The 18,369-nt window shown below is 71.2% G+C and carries 15 protein-coding genes and 1 other RNA gene; 15 read left to right on the forward strand and 1 reads right to left on the reverse strand.

The window, feature by feature from the left end; genetic code table 11:
• Window positions 1-105: 105 nt before the first annotated feature.
• Window positions 106-783, forward strand: a complete 678-nt coding sequence (gene petA, locus ACMAUO_RS04700) for a ubiquinol-cytochrome c reductase iron-sulfur subunit (protein WP_420355812.1) — start codon at window positions 106-108, stop codon at window positions 781-783.
• On the opposite strand, the gene ACMAUO_RS04705 is transcribed toward petA, so the two are convergent.
• The gene (locus ACMAUO_RS04705; RefSeq protein ID WP_420355813.1) at window positions 767-1,741 is read right to left on the reverse strand and encodes an alpha/beta hydrolase; all 975 of its coding nucleotides are present in this window, start codon (window positions 1,739-1,741) and stop codon (window positions 767-769) included. The genes petA and ACMAUO_RS04705 overlap by 17 nt on opposite strands.
• A 251-nt stretch (window positions 1,742-1,992) precedes the next feature.
• On the opposite strand from ACMAUO_RS04705, the gene rnpB reads away from it, so the two are divergent.
• The 14 genes from rnpB to ACMAUO_RS04775 all read left to right on the forward strand — a co-directional run bounded on the left by rnpB (window position 1,993) and on the right by ACMAUO_RS04775 (window position 18,327).
• Window positions 1,993-2,404: RNase P RNA component class A (rnpB, locus tag ACMAUO_RS04710), an RNA gene on the forward strand.
• Window positions 2,405-2,750: 346 nt separating this feature from the next.
• Window positions 2,751-3,224, forward strand: a complete 474-nt coding sequence (gene mraZ / locus ACMAUO_RS04715) for a division/cell wall cluster transcriptional repressor MraZ (protein WP_420355814.1) — start codon at window positions 2,751-2,753, stop codon at window positions 3,222-3,224.
• Window positions 3,225-3,229: 5 nt separating this feature from the next.
• Window positions 3,230-4,243 (forward strand): 16S rRNA (cytosine(1402)-N(4))-methyltransferase RsmH, encoded by a 1,014-nt coding sequence (gene rsmH / locus ACMAUO_RS04720; RefSeq protein ID WP_420357201.1) that lies wholly within the window; start codon window positions 3,230-3,232, stop codon window positions 4,241-4,243.
• The gene (gene ftsL, locus ACMAUO_RS04725; protein WP_420355815.1) at window positions 4,240-5,136 is read left to right on the forward strand and encodes a cell division protein FtsL; all 897 of its coding nucleotides are present in this window, start codon (window positions 4,240-4,242) and stop codon (window positions 5,134-5,136) included. Before rsmH ends, ftsL begins: the two co-directional genes overlap by 4 nt.
• 18 nt (window positions 5,137-5,154) lie before the next feature.
• Window positions 5,155-7,242, forward strand: coding sequence for a peptidoglycan D,D-transpeptidase FtsI family protein (locus ACMAUO_RS04730; protein WP_420355816.1), 2,088 nt, complete (start codon window positions 5,155-5,157; stop codon window positions 7,240-7,242).
• Window positions 7,239-8,714 (forward strand): UDP-N-acetylmuramoyl-L-alanyl-D-glutamate--2,6-diaminopimelate ligase, encoded by a 1,476-nt coding sequence (locus ACMAUO_RS04735; RefSeq protein ID WP_420355817.1) that lies wholly within the window; start codon window positions 7,239-7,241, stop codon window positions 8,712-8,714. Before ACMAUO_RS04730 ends, ACMAUO_RS04735 begins: the two co-directional genes overlap by 4 nt.
• Entirely contained in the window at window positions 8,711-10,105 is a 1,395-nt protein-coding gene (locus ACMAUO_RS04740; protein ID WP_420355818.1) for a UDP-N-acetylmuramoyl-tripeptide--D-alanyl-D-alanine ligase, read from the forward strand. Before ACMAUO_RS04735 ends, ACMAUO_RS04740 begins: the two co-directional genes overlap by 4 nt.
• Window positions 10,105-11,196, forward strand: coding sequence for a phospho-N-acetylmuramoyl-pentapeptide-transferase (mraY, locus tag ACMAUO_RS04745; protein WP_420355819.1), 1,092 nt, complete (start codon window positions 10,105-10,107; stop codon window positions 11,194-11,196). The genes ACMAUO_RS04740 and mraY overlap by 1 nt, the downstream gene beginning before the upstream one ends.
• On the forward strand, window positions 11,193-12,587 hold the full coding sequence (murD, locus tag ACMAUO_RS04750; protein WP_420355820.1) for a UDP-N-acetylmuramoyl-L-alanine--D-glutamate ligase: 1,395 nt from the start codon (window positions 11,193-11,195) through the stop codon (window positions 12,585-12,587). The genes mraY and murD overlap by 4 nt, the downstream gene beginning before the upstream one ends.
• Entirely contained in the window at window positions 12,587-13,750 is a 1,164-nt protein-coding gene (locus ACMAUO_RS04755; RefSeq protein WP_420355821.1) for an FtsW/RodA/SpoVE family cell cycle protein, read from the forward strand. The genes murD and ACMAUO_RS04755 overlap by 1 nt, the downstream gene beginning before the upstream one ends.
• A complete protein-coding gene (gene murG, locus ACMAUO_RS04760; RefSeq protein WP_420355822.1) occupies window positions 13,747-14,964 on the forward strand; it encodes an undecaprenyldiphospho-muramoylpentapeptide beta-N-acetylglucosaminyltransferase in 1,218 nt (405 codons plus the stop codon). Before ACMAUO_RS04755 ends, murG begins: the two co-directional genes overlap by 4 nt.
• Window positions 14,961-16,400 (forward strand): UDP-N-acetylmuramate--L-alanine ligase, encoded by a 1,440-nt coding sequence (gene murC, locus ACMAUO_RS04765; protein WP_420355823.1) that lies wholly within the window; start codon window positions 14,961-14,963, stop codon window positions 16,398-16,400. Before murG ends, murC begins: the two co-directional genes overlap by 4 nt.
• Window positions 16,397-17,374 carry a UDP-N-acetylmuramate dehydrogenase gene (gene murB, locus ACMAUO_RS04770; protein ID WP_420355824.1) on the forward strand — a complete coding sequence of 326 codons (978 nt, stop codon included), beginning with the start codon at window positions 16,397-16,399 and terminating at the stop codon, window positions 17,372-17,374. The genes murC and murB overlap by 4 nt, the downstream gene beginning before the upstream one ends.
• Window positions 17,371-18,327: a D-alanine--D-alanine ligase gene (locus tag ACMAUO_RS04775; RefSeq protein ID WP_420355825.1), complete on the forward strand. Its 957-nt coding sequence runs from the start codon at window positions 17,371-17,373 to the stop codon at window positions 18,325-18,327. Before murB ends, ACMAUO_RS04775 begins: the two co-directional genes overlap by 4 nt.
• Window positions 18,328-18,369: the final 42 nt, after the last annotated feature.

Consider the following 18,369-nt stretch of genomic DNA (forward strand, 5'->3'; position numbering starts at 1 on the left):
GCCTGCCGGGGAATGCGCGCTGCCACGCGACGCTCTCGCTCACCAGCCCACATTCCCCGGCAGGCTCCACCACATTCCAACGACCAGAACTCCGGCAGATCCCCGATGACAACGACCGGCCCCACTGAAACCGACAGTACCGTGCCCGATGCCCAGGCCCCCGACACCCCGGCCACCGGCAACCGGCGCGATTTCCTGACCCTGCTGACGGTAGCGGCCGGCGGCGCGGGCGTGGTGGCCTTCTCCTGGCCGTTCCTCGACAGCCTGCGCCCCGGCGAGGCCGGCTCGGCCCGCCCGCCGATCGACGTCGACGTGTCGAAACTGCCCCCCGGCCAGCAGATCACCGTGGTCTGGCACGGCAGCCCAGTCTTCATCACCCACCGCACGCCCGAGGCCCTGGCGCGGCTGCAACAGGCATCGCTGACGGCGCGCCTGCGCGACCCGTCCTCGGGCACGGTGCAGCAACCCCCCTACACCGCCAACTGGCACCGTTCGATCGTGCCCGCCTATGGCGTGGTGGTCGGAATCTGCACCCATCTCGGCTGCGTGCCGACCTATTCCCCGGCTCCCGACCCCACCACGCCTGTCGCCAACTGGCCGGGCGGCTATGCCTGCCCCTGCCACGGCTCGAAATTCGACCTCGCCGGCCGGGTCTTCATCGGCGCGCCGGCCCCCTACAACCTGCCGGTGCCCCCGTACGCGATGCCCACCCCCACCACGATCCGCATCGGCGAGAACCCGCCGGGGAAGGATTTCGACTTCTCGACTATCCAGCAGATCTGACCGCCCCGGCGAAGGCCGCGCGCAGGCGCCGCCCGCCAAACCGGATCGCCGCCTTCCCCCAGGGCATGAACGAATACATGTTCAGATAGCCATGGATGGTGCCGGGAAAGCAGCGAACCTCCGCCCGCCCGCCCGCCGCCCGCAGCGCCTCGGCATAACCCGTGGCCTCGTCATAAAGCGGATCGAACTGCGCGGGCACGATCACCGCCGGCGGCAGCCCGGCCAGCGAATCGGCAAAGATCGGCGCCAGCAGCGGATGGGTCAGGTCCTCCGGCGTGCGGGCATATTGCTCGCCATACCATTCCATCAGCCGGGCCGTGAGCATGTAGCCCTCGGCATAGCGCTCGCGTGACGGCACATCCCGCGCCCCGTAGAGCGACGGGTAATACAGCAACTGCATCGCCAGATCCGGCCCGCCCCGGTCGCGCGCCAGCAGCGCCAGCACCGCCGCCAGGTTGCCGCCCGCGCTGTCCCCGGCCACCGCTACCTTTCCGCCCCAGCGCCAGGCCTCGCCCGCCAGCCAGTCCAGCGCCGCCAGGCAATCCTCGATGGCGGCGGGGAAACGATGCTCCGGCGCCAGACGGTAATCGTAGGACAGCACCACCGCCCCCGATTCCCGCGCCAGACGGCAGCAGATCCCGTGATGGGAATTGAGCCCGCAATGCACGAATCCGCCGCCATGCATGAACAGCACCGCGCCCCGCACCCGCCCATGAGGCACATACAGCCGCGCCGGCCGCAATTCCTCCACCCCCGGCACCCGCAGGGCCAGAACCTGCCGCAGCGGCAGGCTGGAGAGCGCCTGCGGAAAACAGGGCTGGTCCAGCGTCCGGCGCAGCGTATCGAGCGTACGCGGCCGGGCCGCCTGCCGACGGGACCGGCCACGCCCGCCCAGATGCCGCATCAGCAGGCGCGCCATCATTCCGGGCTGCTCCCGCCCCGTCCCCGACCGATCCATGCGTCATCTCCTGCCAAATCTCTGTAGAGGCTGTTTCAAAAGCTCCGATAGTGAGTGGAAGCGTGGCGTCAGCCATGCGTCTGGCGGTGGTTTGCGAGCATCGGAGCGGAGCGGCCTTGATGGCCGTGAGCACCGACGCGCAGGAAACCGCCGTCAGGCCGCCGCTAGCGGGGCTTTTCAAACAGTCTCTTATGTCTGATGCGGCGCATTCCCCCTTGACGCAACCCGGTGTCGCGGTCAGTTTCCGCCAGCCAGACGGTCGGGCGACCGCTGTTGCGTGGGTTTCCATGCGATGGAGGAAAGTCCGGGCTCCACGGAGGAACGGTGCCGGCTAACGGCCGGCGGGGGCGACCCCAGGGAAAGTGCCACAGAAAACAGACCGCCCACACGGCATTCCGGTTCGCCGGAGATGGTGCGGGTAAGGGTGAAACGGTGCGGTAAGAGCGCACCGCGCCCGCGGCAACGCGGGCGGCAGGGCAAACCCCACCGGGAGCAAGACCGAATAGGAACGGCAGACGGGTCGCTCGCGGCACCGTCGGGGGCTCCTCCGCCCCGTCGTTCGGGTTGGTCGCGTGAGGCGTGCCGCAAGGCGCGTCCCAGAGGAATGGTCGCCCATCCTTCTTCGAAGGTGGACAGAACCCGGCTTACAGACCGTCTGGCCTCGTTTCCCCCCCGTATCCACCGCATCGCGTGCCCGAGTCCGCATCGCACGCCCGACAGTCCTGCGAACAATATCTGTTCTCGTTTTGATCTCACCGGAACTAGAACAGAACATAAACATTCGCCATCCATTGACATTGCTCTCCCGAACGTGGGCGAAGACTGACCCCCCGCAATGTCTCGACTGGAACAATTCTAAAAAAACAGCGGTTTTCCGCCAGAATTTCCGCGCGTTTAATTTGACGTCCCATAAAATCCCATGATATCCCATGCAGACCCAGTACGGCACCCATGCGGCGCCGGCCCGCCTGCGTCCACAACCATTCCAGCCGAGGGAGCATCGCAGAGCGTGAGTGTGTTCCTTGGCACCCACCAGAACCGCCTCGACGCCAAGGGCCGCGTCTCGATTCCGGCCGCCTTCCGCACCGCGCTCCGCAGCCAGGCCGCCGCCGGCGAATCGCTGGTGATCCTGCGCCCCTCGCACCTGCATCCCTGCATCGAAGCCTGGCCGCCCGCCGCCTTCGCCGCCCTCAGCCAGCCACTGGACCGCATGGACATCTTTTCCGACGACCATGACGACCTGGCCGCCGCCCTCTATGCCGACGCCTACCCGATGGACGCCGACCGCGAAGGCCGGATCATCCTGCCCGAGCCGCTGAAGGAACATGCCGGCCTGACCGAGGCGGTGGCCTTCATGGGCGTGGGCAAAACCTTCCAGATCTGGGAACCCGCCGCCGCCGAACGCCGCCGCGTGGAAGCCCGCACCCGTTCGCGCACCCTCTCCGGCGCCCGCCCCGCCCCGCGCCCGGAAGCCGACGCATGAACGCCATGACAACGCCCTTCACCACCACGCCCCCGCCGGGCCACGTCCCCGTCATGCTGGCGGAAGTGCTGCAGATGCTGGCCCCCAGGGACGGCGCGACCTATCTCGACGGCACGTTCGGCGGCGGCGGCTATGCCCGCGCCATCCTGGCCGCCGCCCGCTGCACCCTGTGGGCCATCGACCGCGACCCCGCCGCCATCCGGCGCGGCGAGGCCCTGCAGGCCGAACTGCGCGCCGCCGAGGGCACCAGCCGCCTGCACATGGTCGAGGGCGGATTCGGCGACATGCGCGCCCTGCTCGAAGCGCGCGACGCCCCGCCGCTCGACGGCGTGGTGCTCGATCTCGGCGTCTCGTCCTTCCAGATCGACGAAGGCGCGCGCGGCTTCTCCTTCCGCCATGACGGGCCGCTGGACATGCGCATGGGCGACACCGGCCCCACGGCGGCCGATATCGTGAACCGGACGGCCGAATCCGACCTCGCCGACATTCTCTATCAATATGGAGAAGAGCGGCTGTCCCGCCGGGTCGCCCGCGCCATCGTCGCCGCCCGCGCCGAAGCCCCGATCCTGACGACATTCCGCCTGGCCGAGATCATCCGCTCGGTCGTGCCGGGCGACCGCTCGGGCATCGACCCCGCCACCCGCTCGTTCCAGGGCCTGCGCATCCACGTCAATGACGAGCTGGGGCAGATCCGCGCGGGCCTCGATCAGGCGCTGGAGCTGCTGGCCCCCGGCGGCCGGCTGGTCGTCGTGTCCTTCCACTCTCTGGAGGACCGGCTGGTCAAGCAGGCCATGCACCGCGCGGCCGGCCGCCTGCCCGGCCCCTCGCGCTACGACCCCCGCTCGATCCAGGCGCGGGACGAAGCTCCCTCCTTCCGGCTGCTCACCGGGCGCACCCTGCGCCCCGGCGAGGCCGAATGCCGCGCCAATTCCCGCGCCCGCAGCGCCCGCCTGCGCGCGATCGAACGCCTTCCCCTCGTGGACATCCCAGCCACCAGCCCCACGGAGCGTCGCCCATGATGCGATCCTTTACCTTTCTATGCGCCGTGATGGCCGGCCTGTCCGGATTGTTCCTCTATTCCAAGAAGCACCAGACGACGCTTCTCGACCACCAGATCGCGCAGATCGTCGGCGACACGCAGCACATCCGCGAGCAGACGGCGATGCTGCGCGCGGAATGGGCGCTGCTGAACCAGCCCGACCGGCTGGGCAGCCTGTCGGCGCGCTTCCTGCCCGACATGCACCCGATGGCGCCCACCCAGTTCATCCAGATGGCCTCGCTGGCCGAGCGCCTGCCCGCGCCCGGCTCGCGTCCGCTGGCGGCGGTCGATCCCCGCGCCCATCTCGATGCCAGCCTGGCCTCCCATGCGCCGGCCCCCGCCGAACGTCCGGCCGAGCCCCCCGCCCCGATGGCGTCGGCGCCCCCGCCGGCCCATGTCGCCCAGGCGCCGATGGTGGTGGCGGCGGCGCAGCGCCCCGCGATGCCGGCCGCCGAACCGGTCACGACGCACCGGGTCCTCGTCGCCGATGCGACTCCGCCCGCGCCGCGCCCCGAGCGGCTGGCCGAACGCCCGATCGTGATGGCCCAGGCCACGCTTCCGCCGGTCGCGGCCCATGTCACGGCCCCCAGGACGCACCCCGCCCCGGTTTCGCCCGATTTGACACATAATGCCGACCACCATGCCGCCGTCTCCGTTGCCCATGCCGCGCGCCCCGTGCTACCGCCAGCGGCCGCTTCCGAGCCGCGTTACGCATCGGCCGGACCAGTTCGTCCGCTGCCCGTCGCGGTCGCGGCCTGGAGACCGGCGGCGCGTCCCACGCCGTATGAGGAGGCAAGAGGATATGGCAGAGGCTCCTCTCTCGGCTTCTCGCGTTCCGGCGCGCTTCCTCCCCCCGTTCCAGTCAGCAACTGACGACCCCCCACAGGTGACATGACCCACGGCCCGACCGACACACCAGACGAGACGCGGGACGGGCCCTCCCGGCCCGCGCGAATGGATGTCCGGGTCACCGGCGACGACCTGCGCACCCGCACGGCGCGCGAGCGCACGCAATCGCGCCTGCTCGTCATGTCGGCCGGTTTCTTCGGCCTGTTCGGCGCCGTGGCGCTGAAACTGTCGCTCGCTACCGTCATCGCGCCGATGGCGCCCGAACAGCGGCAGATCGCCCCCCAGGTTCCCCCGATTCCCCACAGCGACCCCAAGGGCACGATGGCCGGGGATTTCGCGCTGCCGCAGGTCCACCGCGCCTCGGTCACCGACCGCAACGGCCAGGTGCTGGCCATCTCGCTGCCCGTGGCGCAGGTCTACGCCAACCCGCAGGAAATGATCGACCCGCAGGACACGGCCAAAAAGCTGCGCACCGTCCTGCCCAATCTGGACGAAGCCGAACTGATCCGCCGACTCTCGACCAAAAAACAGTTCGTCTACCTGGCCCGCGACATCTCGCCGATGCAGGAAGTCGCGATCAACAATCTGGGCATCCCCGGCATCTATTTCGAACCGGGCGAGCGCCGCCACTACCCGCTGGGCCGGGTCGCGGCCCACATCCTGGGCGCGGTCGATATCGACGATCACGGCGTGGCCGGAATCGAGCGCTCGATGGACAAGCGCCTGGACAGCGACCGCACGCCCCTGCGCCTGTCGCTCGACGTGCGCATCCAGGCGGTGGTGCGCGAGGAACTGGCGGCGGCCAAGGACCTGTTCCAGGCCATCGGCGCCTGCGCCATCGTCATGGACGTCAATACCGGCGAGATCATCGCCATGGTCAGCCTGCCGGACTACGACGCCAACGATTTCGGCCGCGCCGACCCCGACGCCCGCTTCAACCGCGCCGTCACCGGCATGTACGAGCCCGGATCGACCTTCAAGCTCCAGACGGCCGCCATGGCGCTGCAACTGGGCGTGGCCCATCCGTGGGACCGGTTTTCCTCGATCCCGATCCATATCGGCCGCTTCACCATCGCGGACATGAAGAGCGATCATTTCGCCCCATGGCTGACGCTGAACGAGGTCATGGCCTATTCCTCCAACCCCGCCGCCGCCCACATGGCGCTGGATGTCGGCGCCCAGCGCCAGCAGACCTGGCTGCGCGACATGGGCTTCTTCGCCCCGGTGCCGATCGAACTGCCCGAGGCCGGCCGTCCGATCGTGCCCCGCACCTGGGGCATTTCCACGGTCATGACCGTCGGCTTCGGCCATGGCGTCGCCGAGCCCCCGCTGGCCATCGTGCGCGGCACCGCCGCCACCGTGAATGGCGGCATCCTGCTCCATCCCACGCTGATGGCCCGCGACGCCGACCATGCGAACGATCCCGCCGAACTCATGCCCGCCGTCGCGGAAGGTGCCGCCCCCACCCTCACGCCCGCCGTCATGACCGCACCGGCCGCCGAAGAGACGGCGGACGCCGCCACCATGCCCGGCGCCACGCGCGTCATCTCGCCAGAGACCTCGGCCCTGCTGCGCCGCATCCTGCGTCTGGACGTGACCAAGGGCACCGGCAAGACGGCGGAGTCCCCCGGCTATTTCGTCGGCGGCAAGACCGGCACCGCCGAGAAGATCGGCCCGCACGGCGGCTACCTCAAGCATGTCAACATCGCCGCGTTCACCAGCATCTTTCCGATGAACGCCCCGCGCTACGCCGTCTATGTCATGCTCGACAGCCCCAAGGCCACGCCGCAGACCCATGGCTGGACCACGGCGGCGTGGAACTCCGCCCCCACGGTGTCGAAGATCGTGACCCGCATCGGCCCGATGCTCGGCCTGTTCCCCAACACGACCAACCCGCAGGCGGTCGACGACGCCATGGCGATCCCGCTGGAACCGGCGGTGCCGCGCGGCTACCGCCCGCTGGGCCCGGGCAACGACCCCGGCGACCCGCGCAACCAGCCGAAAGCGCCGAAAACACCGGCCCACGAAGCGGCGCACACCGCCGCCCTGCCACCGCGCGCGCGGCTGCATACCGCGCGGGCCGAACAGGCCGCCCCCAACCGGCCCACGCATCCGGAGGTCCGGGGATGACGCACATCCTGTCCCATCTGCTGGCCGCCGCCGGCCTGTCCGCCGCCCCGGGGGCCCAAAACCCGCCGATCGGCCTGGTCACCGCCGACAGCCGCAAGGTGCAGCCCGGCACGCTGTTCGTCGCCATCCCCGGCACGCGGGCCGACGGCCGCGCCTTCATCCCCGCCGCCATCGCGGCGGGTGCTGCCGCCATCGTCGCCCCGCGCGACGTCCCGCCCGACGCGGCGCCCGGCGTCCCGCTGATTCACGCCGACGAGCCACGGCAGGCGCTGGCCCTGCTGGCCGCCGCCTGCGCGGGCGCGCAACCGGGCCGGATCGTCACCGTCACCGGCACCAACGGCAAGACCAGCACCGTCGATTTCCTGCGCCAGATCTGGGCATACCAGGGCCACAAGGCCGCCAGCATCGGCACGCTGGGCGTCATCGCGCCGATCGCCCTGCCCCCCACCGGCCCCATCCTGACCACCCCCGACAGCGTCGGCCTGGCCGATACGCTGGCCGCCATGGCGCGCGGCGGCATCACCGATGTCGCCATCGAAGCCTCGTCCCACGGGCTGGAACAGCACCGGCTGGACGGGCTGCGCCTCACCGCGGCCGGCTTCACCAACCTCACCCGCGACCATCTCGATTATCACGGCACGCTGGCGGCCTACCGCGCCGCCAAGCTGGCCCTGTTCGACCGCCTGCTGCCCAAAGGCGCGCTGGCGGCGGCCAATGCCGACATGGACCCCGAAACCCTGGCCGCGCTCCGCGCCATCGCCGCTCGCCGCCGGTTCGACCTGCGGCTGGTCGGCACACAGGGCGACGCGATCCGCCTGCTGGACAGCACGCCGCTGCCCGAGGGCCAGCACCTGCGGCTGGAAGCCGGCGGCACGATCCACGAGGTCACCCTGGCCCTGCCCGGCCGCTTCCAGGCCGACAACGCCCTGCTGGCCGCCGCCCTCGCCGCGCCGGGCGCCGAAGGGCTGGCCCGGGCCATCGCCCTTCTCCCCACCCTCACCGGCGTGCGCGGCCGCATGGAGCGCGCGGCCCTGCTGCCCAACGGCGCCGCCGCCTATGTCGATTACGCCCACACGCCCGACGCCCTGGCCCGCCTGCTGGACGCCCTGCGCCCCCACGCCACCGGCCGGCTGATCGCCGTCTTCGGCGCCGGCGGCGACCGCGATCGCGGCAAGCGTCCGCTGATGGGGCAGGAAGCCGCCCACCGCGCCGACATCGCCATCGTCACCGACGACAACCCCCGCACCGAGGACCCGGCCGCGATCCGCGGCGAGGTCCTGGCCGGCGCACCAAACGCGATCGAGATCGGCGACCGCGCCCGCGCCATCGCCGAGGGCCTGTCGATGCTGCAATCCGGCGACGTGCTGGTGGTGGCCGGCAAGGGCCACGAGCAGGGCCAGACCATCGGCACCACCACCCACCCCTTCGACGACGTGTCGGTCATCCGCCACATGGCCGGGGTGGCGGCATGAGCGCGCTCTGGACCCGCGAGGCGCTGGAAGCTGCGACCGGCGGCCATTTCGCCGGCCACGCACCGGTCACCGTCACAGGAATCTCCATCGACACCCGCACACTCGCCCCCGGCGACCTGTTCGTCGCCCTGGTCGGCGACAGCAGCGACGGCCACGCGCATGTCCGCATGGCGCTGGAACGCGGTGCCGCGGCCGTGCTGGTCCATGACCCGGCGGCAGGCGGCCTCGACCCCGCCGACCCGCGCGTGCTGGCCGTTCCCGACACGCTGGCGGCGCTGAACGACCTGGCCCGATACGCCCGCGCCCGCTTCGCCGGCCGGATGGTCGCCGTCACCGGCAGCGTGGGCAAGACGACGACCAAGGACATGCTGGGCCTGGCCCTGGGCGCCATCGGCCCCACTCATGTCGCCGCCGCCTCCTACAACAACCATTGGGGCGTTCCCCTGACACTGGCCCGCCTGCCGCAGGACGCCGCGTTCTGCGTGTGCGAGGTGGGCATGAACCACCCGGGCGAAATCGCCCCGCTGGCGGCCCTCGTCCGGCCGGAAATCGCGATCATCACCACCATCGCCGGCGCGCATCTGGGCCATATGGGCAGCCTGGACGCCATCGCGCGCGAAAAATCCAGCCTGATCGCCGCCCTGCCGCCCGGCGGCACCGCCATCGTCCCCGACGATGCCGAAGGCCAGCCGATCTTCGCCGAACAGGCCGCCCGGGCCGACGCCCGCCTCTGGCGCGCGGGCGAAGCCCCCGACAGCATGGCCGTCCTGTCCCACCTCACGCTCGCCGCCGATGGCAGCGATTGCGTCGTCACCATCGCCGGCCAGCCGTTTCCGCTGCGCCTCAACGCCCCCGGCCACCACCTGGCACGCAACGCCACCACCGTCCTGGCAGCGGTGGCGGCCCTCGGCGCCGACGTCGCAGCAGCCGCCTCGGCCCTCGCCGCCTTCCGCCCCGGCGCCGGGCGCGGCCGACTGGCCCCGATCCTGAACGGACGCGCGGCGCTGCTCGATGAGAGCTACAACGCCTCCACGCTCTCCATCCGCTCCTCGCTCGCGGTGCTCGACCTGCTGGCCACCGCCCGGCGCGTGGCCGTGCTGGGCGATATCCGCGAACTCGGCGCCTTCGCGCGCGCCGAGCACGAATCCCTCCTGTCCGCCGCCCTGGCACATGCGGACCTCGTCTTCTGCTCCGGCCCGAACATGCAATATCTCTTCGACCTGCTTCCCCCCTCCCGACGCGGCGCATGGGCGCCCGACGCGGCCAGCCTGGCCCCCACGGTGCGGGCCGCCCTGGCCGCCGGCGACACCGTGCTCGTGAAGGGCAGCCTCGGCAGCCGCATGCGCGACGTGGTCTCGGTCCTGACCGCCGATGAGACGGAAACGCGCTGATGCTCTACGATCTGCTCCAGCATCACGCGGGCGCGCATATCTCGGCGCTCAACCTGTTCCGCTACATCACGTTCCGCGCCGGCGCGGCCTGCCTGACGGCGCTGGTCATCTCGCTGCTGCTGGGCCAGCCGCTGATCGCGCAACTGCGCCGCATCCAGCGCGGCGGCCAGCCGATCCGCGCCCTGGGGCCGGAGCGCCATATTCTCGAGAAGGCCGGCACCCCCACCATGGGCGGCGTGCTGATCCTGATGGCTCTGTTCGCCTCCACCCTGCTGTGGGCGGACCTCACCAACGGCTTCGTCTGGGCGGTGCTGCTGATCACGCTGGGCTTCGGCGCCGTGGGCTTCGCCGACGACTATCTCAAGCTGTCCCGCCGCAACACGGCCGGCGTGTCCAAGCGCGCGCGGCTGGGCAGCGAATTCGCCATCTCGCTGATCGGCGGCTACTGGCTGCAAAGCCTGATGCCGGCCGACCTGGCCAATCACCTGGCCTTCCCGTTCATGAAGGACTGGCTGCTGCCGCTGGGCTACGCCTTCCCGCTCTTCGCCATGATCACGATCAGCGGCTTCGGCAACGCCGTCAATTTCACCGACGGGCTGGACGGGCTGGCGATCGTGCCGGTGATCATCGCCGCCCTGGTCTTCGGTCTGATCGCCTATCTGGTCGGCAACCATGTCTTCGCCGATTACCTGCAACTGCACGCCGTGCCGGGCACGGGCGAACTCTGCGTCTTCTGCTCGGCCCTGGTCGGCGCCGGCCTGGGCTTCCTGTGGTTCAACGCTCCCCCGGCGGCGGTCTTCATGGGCGATACCGGCTCGCTCTCGCTGGGCGGCGCGCTGGGCGCGGTCGCGGTCGCGGTGAAGCACGAACTGGTGCTGTGCATCGTCGGCGGCCTGTTCGTGGTCGAGACCCTGTCGGTGATCATCCAGGTCTTCTGGTTCCGCCGTACCGGCCGGCGGGTATTTCTGATGGCGCCGCTGCACCATCATTTCGAAAAGAAAGGCTGGCAGGAGCCCAAGATCGTGATCCGCTTCTGGATCGTCTCCATCGTGCTGGGACTGTGTGGCCTCGCCACGCTGAAACTGCGATGAGCGCCTTTCCCGCCCTCCTGTTCGCCGGGCGGCGCTATGCCGTGCTGGGCCTGGGCAATAACGGCGCGCCGGTGGTCCGCACGCTGGCCGCCATGGGCGCCTCGGTGCGGGCATGGGACGACAACGCGGCCGCCCGCCAGGCCCTCGCCGACATCCCGGGCGTCACCGTGGCCCCGTTCGAGTCCCTTGACGGCATGGATGCGCTGGTGCTGTCGCCGGGCATCCCCCACATATTGCCCAAGCCCCATCCGGTGGCCCTGATGGCGCGCGAGGCCGGCATCCCCATCCTGTCCGACGCCGACCTGCTGTACCAGGCGGTGCGCCGCGCCGGATCGCACGCGCGCTTCGCCGGCATCACCGGCACCAACGGCAAATCGACCACCACCGCCCTGCTGACGCACATGCTGGCCACCGCTGGCATCCCGGTGGCGGCGGGCGGCAATCTGGGCCCCGCCTCGCTCTCGCTGCCCTGCCTGCCGGACGACGGCGTGTATGTGCTGGAAATGTCGTCCTACATGCTGGAACGGTTGCAGGACCTGCATTTCACCGTCGCCTGCCTGCTCAACCTCACGCCGGACCATCTGGACCGCCACGGCGACATGGACGGCTACCTGCGCGCCAAATGGCACATCTTCGACAGCCAGCGCGGCGGCGACCTCGCCGTGATCGGCTTCGGCGAGACACCGGGCGACGACGTTCCCCGCATGATCGACAGGCTGGCCGCCAGCGGCGACCGGGTGCTGACCATCTCGGGCCAGTCCCCCAACGCCGACCTGTCCGGCGCCGGCGGCATCCTGCGCGACGCGGAAGGCGTCATCGCCGATCTCGCCGAAGCCCCGGCCCTGCCCGGCGCGCACAATGCCGAGAACGCGGCGGCGGCAACGGTCATGGCCCTGGCGCTGGGCGTGCCCCGCGCCGCCATCGCTCCCGCCCTGCGCTCCTTCGTCGGCCTGCCCCACCGGCAGAAGCCGGTCGCCACGGTCGATGGCGTCCTGTTCATCGACGACAGCAAGGCCACGAACGCCGATTCCTCCGCCCGCGCCCTGACCTGCTACGACCATCTGGTCTGGATCGCCGGCGGCGTCGCCAAGGCCGGCGGCATCACGGATCTGGCGCCCCACTTCCCCCGCATCGCCCATGCGGTGCTGATCGGACAGGACGCCCCGGCCCTGGCCGAGACACTGGCGGCGCACCACGTCCCGTACACGCTGGCGGGCACGATGGAGGCCGCCGTGCCCATGGCGCGCGACCTGGCCCGGCAGACGGGCGCGCGGACGGTCCTGCTCTCGCCCGCCTGCGCCAGCTTCGACCAGTACAAGAGCTTCGAACATCGCGGCCGGCATTTCGCCGACCTCGTCCACGGACTGGCCGGAACGAAGGGAGAAGGCTGATGGCCGCCATCTCGCGCGTCGATACCTCCTTCCTGGCCCGCTGGTGGCGCAATGTCGACCGGGTGACGCTGTCGTGCGTCTGCATCCTGATCGGCTTCGGCTACGTGCTGATGCTGGCCGCCAGCCCGGCCGTGGCCACGCGCATCGGCGCCTCGCGCGACATGTTCATCCTCAAGCAGGTGGTCTTCCTCTCCCTGGCCGGCCTGATCGTGGTGGCCACCTCCCTGCTCTCGCCACGCGGCATCAAGCGGCTGGCGCTGGCGGGCTTCGTCCTGGCCACCGCCGCAACCGCGCTCACCCTGGTCCACGGCATCGAGATCAAGGGCGCCCGGCGCTGGATCGCGCTGCCGATGATGTCGGTCCAGCCCTCCGAATTCCTCAAACCCTGCTTCGCCGTCGTCACCGCGTGGCTGCTGACCGAACGCCGCAGCCGCCGCCTGCTGCCGGGCATGCCCATCGCGCTGGGCCTGTTCGCCGTCATCCTGCTGCTGCTCAAATCGCAGCCCGACATCGGCATGCTCAGCGTCATCACCACGGTGTTCATGGCCCAGCTCTTCATCGACGGGCTGAACATCTTCTTCGTCGGCGCCGGGGCCGGCTGCATGGTGGCGGCCTTCCTCGGCGCCTATGTGGCCTTTCCCCATGTCCGCTCGCGCGTCGAGCGCTTCCTACACCCCAATGTCGGCGACCATTATCAGATCGACACCGCCCTGCGCGCCTTCGGCAATGGCGGCCTGATGGGGCGCGGCCCCGGCGAGGGACGGGTGAAGGACCTGCTGCCCGACGCCCACGCCGATTTCGTCTTCGCCGTCGCGGGCGAGGAATTCGGCATGCTGGTCTGTCTGTTCATCATCGGCGTGTTCTGCCTGATCGTGGTGCGCACCCTGCTGAAGCTGCTGCGCGAGGATGACCAGTTCATCGTCGTGGCAACCGTGGGGCTGATCACCGGTTTCGGCCTCCAGGCCTTCGTCAACATGGGCTCGACCCTGCATCTGATCCCGACCAAGGGCATGACGCTGCCGTTCATTTCCTATGGCGGCTCCTCGGCCATGTCGGTGGCGCTGACCATCGGCATGGTGCTGGCCCTGACGCGGCACCGCATGGGCGAAAGCCGGATTCCGCGCGGCCGCTCCAGCTTCGCGGCACGAAAGGCCACCGCATGAGCCCGCTGCCCCCCGCCGCCACGCGCCGCCCCATCGTCATCGCCGCCGGCGGCACCGGCGGCCATTTCATTCCGGCCGAGGCCCTGGCCCGCGCGCTGGCCGACCGAGGCCACCCGATCGCGCTGATGACCGACCGCCGCGCCGGCACCCGCGACCACGGCATCTTCGCGCAGGGGCAGCAATTCGTCCTGCCCGGCGCCGGCATCGCCGGCCACGGCCTGGTCCGCGCCGCCCGCGCGGCACTGGCGCTGGCACAGGGCACGCTCCAGGCCCGCGCCATCCTGCGCCGGCTGGATGCGGCGGCGGTGGTCGGCTTCGGCGGCTACCCCTCCGTGCCGCCGCTGCTGGGCGCCCGCCTGCTCGGCCGCCACCGCCCGCTGATCGTCCTGCATGAAGGCAACGCCGTGCTGGGCCAGGCCAACGCCCAACTGGCCCGCTTCGCCGACGGCATCGCCACCTCGTTCCCCCAGGTCGCCCGCCTGCCGGCGGGCGCGAAGACGACCCTGACCGGCATGCCGGTGCGCGACGCCATCGCCGCCCTGCACGACCAGCCCTACACCCCGCCGAACGCCGAGATCCGCCTGCTGGTCTGGGGCGGCTCGCTGGGCGCCCGGGTGTTCAGCGACGTGGTGCCCGACGCCATCGCCCGCCTGTCCGCCCCTCTGCGCGCGCGCCTGCGCATCACCCAGCAGGCCCGCGCCGAGGATGTCGAGCGCGTGCGCGCCGCCTACACGGCCCTGGGCATTCCCGCCGACATCTCCCCCTTCTTCGCCAACGTGCCCGAACTGCTGGGTGCGGCGCATCTGGTCATCGGCCGCGCCGGCGGCTCCTCGGTGGCGGAACTGACCGATGCCGGCCGCCCGGCGATCCTGGTCCCGCTGCCCATCGCCGCCAGCGACGAACAGGGCGCCAACGCGGCCTCCCTGGTCGCCGCCGGCGCCGCGTGGATGATCCGCCAGCCCGATTTCACCGCCCCCTCCCTGGCGACGCGACTGGAATCCCTGCTGTCCGACCCCGCCACCCTGGCGGGCGCGGCGGCCGCCGCCCGGTCCCTCGGCCGGCCCGACGCCGCCCGGCGCCTAGCCGATCTGGTCGAAGGCCTCTTGCATCACCGCCCCGACCCCGCCTATCCGACAGCCGCCCACCCTGCCGCTCACATAGCCGCCCACCCAGCCGCTACGCCGACAGCCGCCAAGACGGAGACCACCTCATGAGAGCCCTGCCCCTTTCCATCGGCACCATTCATTTCGTCGGGATCGGCGGCATCGGCATGTCCGGCATCGCCGAGGTGCTGCACATGCTGGGCTATGCGGTGCAGGGCTCGGACATCGCCGAGGGCGCGAACGTGCTGCGCCTGCGCGCGGCCGGCATCCCCGTCGCCATCGGCCATGACGCCGCCAATCTCGGCCAGGCGCAGGTCGTCGTCACCTCCACCGCCGTCAGGCGCGACAACCCCGAGGTCGTGGCCGCCCGCGCCCGCCTGATCCCCGTGGTGCGCCGGGCCGAGATGCTGGCCGAGCTGATGCGCCTGCGCTGGTCCGTCGCGGTCGGCGGCACCCACGGCAAGACGACGACCACCAGCCTGGTCGCGGCGGTGCTGGAAGCCGCGAAGCTGGACCCCACCGTCATCAATGGCGGTATCATCGAGGCCTACGGCACCAACACCCGCATGGGCTCGGGCGACTGGATGGTGGTCGAGGCCGATGAGAGCGACGGCTCGTTCCTGCGCCTCCCCTCGGTCATCACCGTGGTCACCAACATGGACCCGGAACATCTCGACCACTGGGGCACGCCCGAGGCCATGCAGGCGGCCTACGACCAGTTCGTCTCCAACATCCCCTTCTACGGCTTCGCGGTGCTGTGCATCGACCACCCGGCGGTGCAGCAGATGATCCCCCGCCTCTCCGACCACCGCATCGTCACCTACGGCTTCTCCCCCCAGGCCGACATCCGCGCCGAGAAGGTGATCACCGACAAGCTGGGCGCGACGTTCGAGGTCGTGGTCACCAACCGCAACCGCAACCGCACCCGCCGCGCCGGGCCGTTCCGCCTGCCCATGCTGGGCCACCACAACGTGCAGAACGCGCTGGCCGCGATCGCCGTGGCGGTCGAGATGGATATCGACGACGCCACCATCCGCTCGGCCTTCGCCGGCTTCCGGGGCGTCAAGCGCCGCTTCACCCGCACGGGCGAGACCGGCGGCATCACCGTGATCGACGATTACGGCCACCACCCGGTGGAAATCGCCGCCGTGCTCAAGGCCGCCCGCCAGGCCGGCGCGCGCGACGTCATCGCCATCGTGCAGCCCCATCGCTATTCGCGCCTGCAAAGCCTGTTCGGCGAATTCTGCACCTGCATGAACGACGCCGGCACCGTGATCGTCGCCGATGTCTACGCCGCCGGCGAGGCCCCGATCGACGGCATCAACCGCGACACGCTGGTCGACGGCCTGCGCGAACGCGGCCACCGCTCGGTGGTGCCGCTGCCCGACCCGGAACATCTGGCGGAAATGGTCCACGCCATCGCCAAGCCGGGCGATTTCGTCGTCTGCCTGGGGGCCGGCAACATCACCAACTGGGCGCAGGCCCTTCCCGCCCAGCTCGCCGCCCTGCAAAACCCCAATGCCCGCAAGGGAGACTGCGCGGCATGACCACGCCGGCCGCCACCATGGAGCAGAGCTGGACCGACAGCGTCCGCGCCAGCCTCGCCGGCCTGCGCGGCCGGCTGAGCGCGGACGCGCCGCTGGGCCCGCGCACCTGGTTCCGCGTCGGCGGCCCGGCGGACCTGCTGCTGCAACCGGCCGACGCCGATGACCTCGCCCACGCGCTGCGCCTCCTGCCGCCGGACCTGCCGGTCACGATCCTGGGCGCCTGCTCCAACGTCATCGTGCGCGACGGCGGCATCGACGGGCTGGTGATCCGCCTCGGCGGCGGCTTCGCCGAAATCGCGGTCGAGCCCGACGGGCTGATCGTCGGCGCCGCATGCCTGGACATGGTGGTGGCCGAACACGCGGCCGGCGCCGGCCTCAAGGGGCTGGAATTCCTCGCCGGCATCCCCGGCTCGATCGGCGGCGCGGTGGCGATGAACGCCGGCGCCTACGGCTCGGACATCGCCACCGTCCTCGACTGGGCCGAGATCGTCACCCGCGACGGCAGCACCGCCCGCCTGTCCGGCCCGGCGCTGGGCTTCGGCTACCGCCGCTCGCGCCTGCCGGCCGGCGCCATCGTCACCCGCGCCCGCCTGCGCGCCACCCCGGCCGACCCGGCCGAGATCCGCCAGGCCATCGCCACCATCCGCCAGTCGCGCGAAGAGTCGCAGCCCACCCGCGCCCGCACCGGCGGCTCGACCTTCCGCAATCCCGAGCACGGCAAGGCGTGGGAACTGATCGACGCCGCCGGCTGCCGGGGCCTCGCGCTGCACGACGCGCAGATCAGCGAGAAACACTGCAATTTCATGCTCAACACCGGCCACGCCAGCGCCGCCGACCTGGAAGAACTGGGCGAGACGGTGCGCGCGCGGGTGCAGGCCCGCACCGGCATCCTGCTGGAGTGGGAAATCAAGCGCATCGGCCGCGCCACACCCGCCACCGACGCCGCCCCGGCCGGGACAGGAGAAACGCCATGACGACCCGCACCCCGGCACGGCGCGTCACCGTCCTGATGGGCGGCGTCTCCGCCGAGCGCACGGTCAGCCTCTCCAGCGGCGCGGGCATCAGCGCCGCACTGCGCGAGGAAGGGTACGAGGTCCGCGTGCTCGACGCCGGCCCCGACCTGGGCACGATCGTGGCCGACCTCACCACCCACCGGCCCGACGTGGTGTTCAACGCCCTGCATGGCCGCCTGGGCGAGGACGGCGCGATCCAGGGCGTGCTGGACTGGATGGACATCCCCTACACCCATTCCGGCGTCCGCGCCTCGGCCACGGCGATGGACAAGGCGGCGGCCCGCGCGGTCTTCCTCGCCGCCGGCCTGCCGGTGGCCGGCGGCGCGGTCATCGACATCGCCGATTTCCCCGCCGCCGATCCCCTGCCGGCCCCCTACGTCATCAAGCCGCTGAACGAAGGCTCGTCGGTGGGGGTCGAGATCGTGCGCACCGGCTCCAACCGCCGCGCCGCCATCGCCGCCGCCTGGACCTTCGGCCCCCACGCCCTGGTCGAGGAATTCATCCCCGGCCGCGAGCTGACGGTCGGCGTGATGGGCGACCGCGCCCTGACGGTCACCGACATCACCCCCAACCCCGCCACGGGGCATGAATTCTACGACTACGCCGCCAAATACCAGGCCGGCGGATCGCAGCATGTCCTGCCCGCGCAGATCCACCCGGAGGCCTTCGCCCAGGCGCTGGACCTCGCCGCCGCCGCCCACCGCGCCCTCGGCTGCACCGGCGCCACCCGCACCGATTTCCGCTACGACGACACGCGGTGCGGCGACGGCCCCGGCCGCCTCGTCATCCTGGAGGTGAACACCCAGCCCGGCATGACCCCGACCTCCCTGCTGCCCGAACAGGCCCAGACGCAGGGGATCGCCTATGGCGCGCTCTGCCGCTGGATGGTCGAGCACGCCGCATGCCGTACATGACCGCGCGGGCCGGCGGCTGACCAACGCATGACACGCCCCATG

Source organism: Gluconacetobacter brunescens, from assembly GCF_048695475.1.
Taxonomy (GTDB): domain Bacteria; phylum Pseudomonadota; class Alphaproteobacteria; order Acetobacterales; family Acetobacteraceae; genus Gluconacetobacter.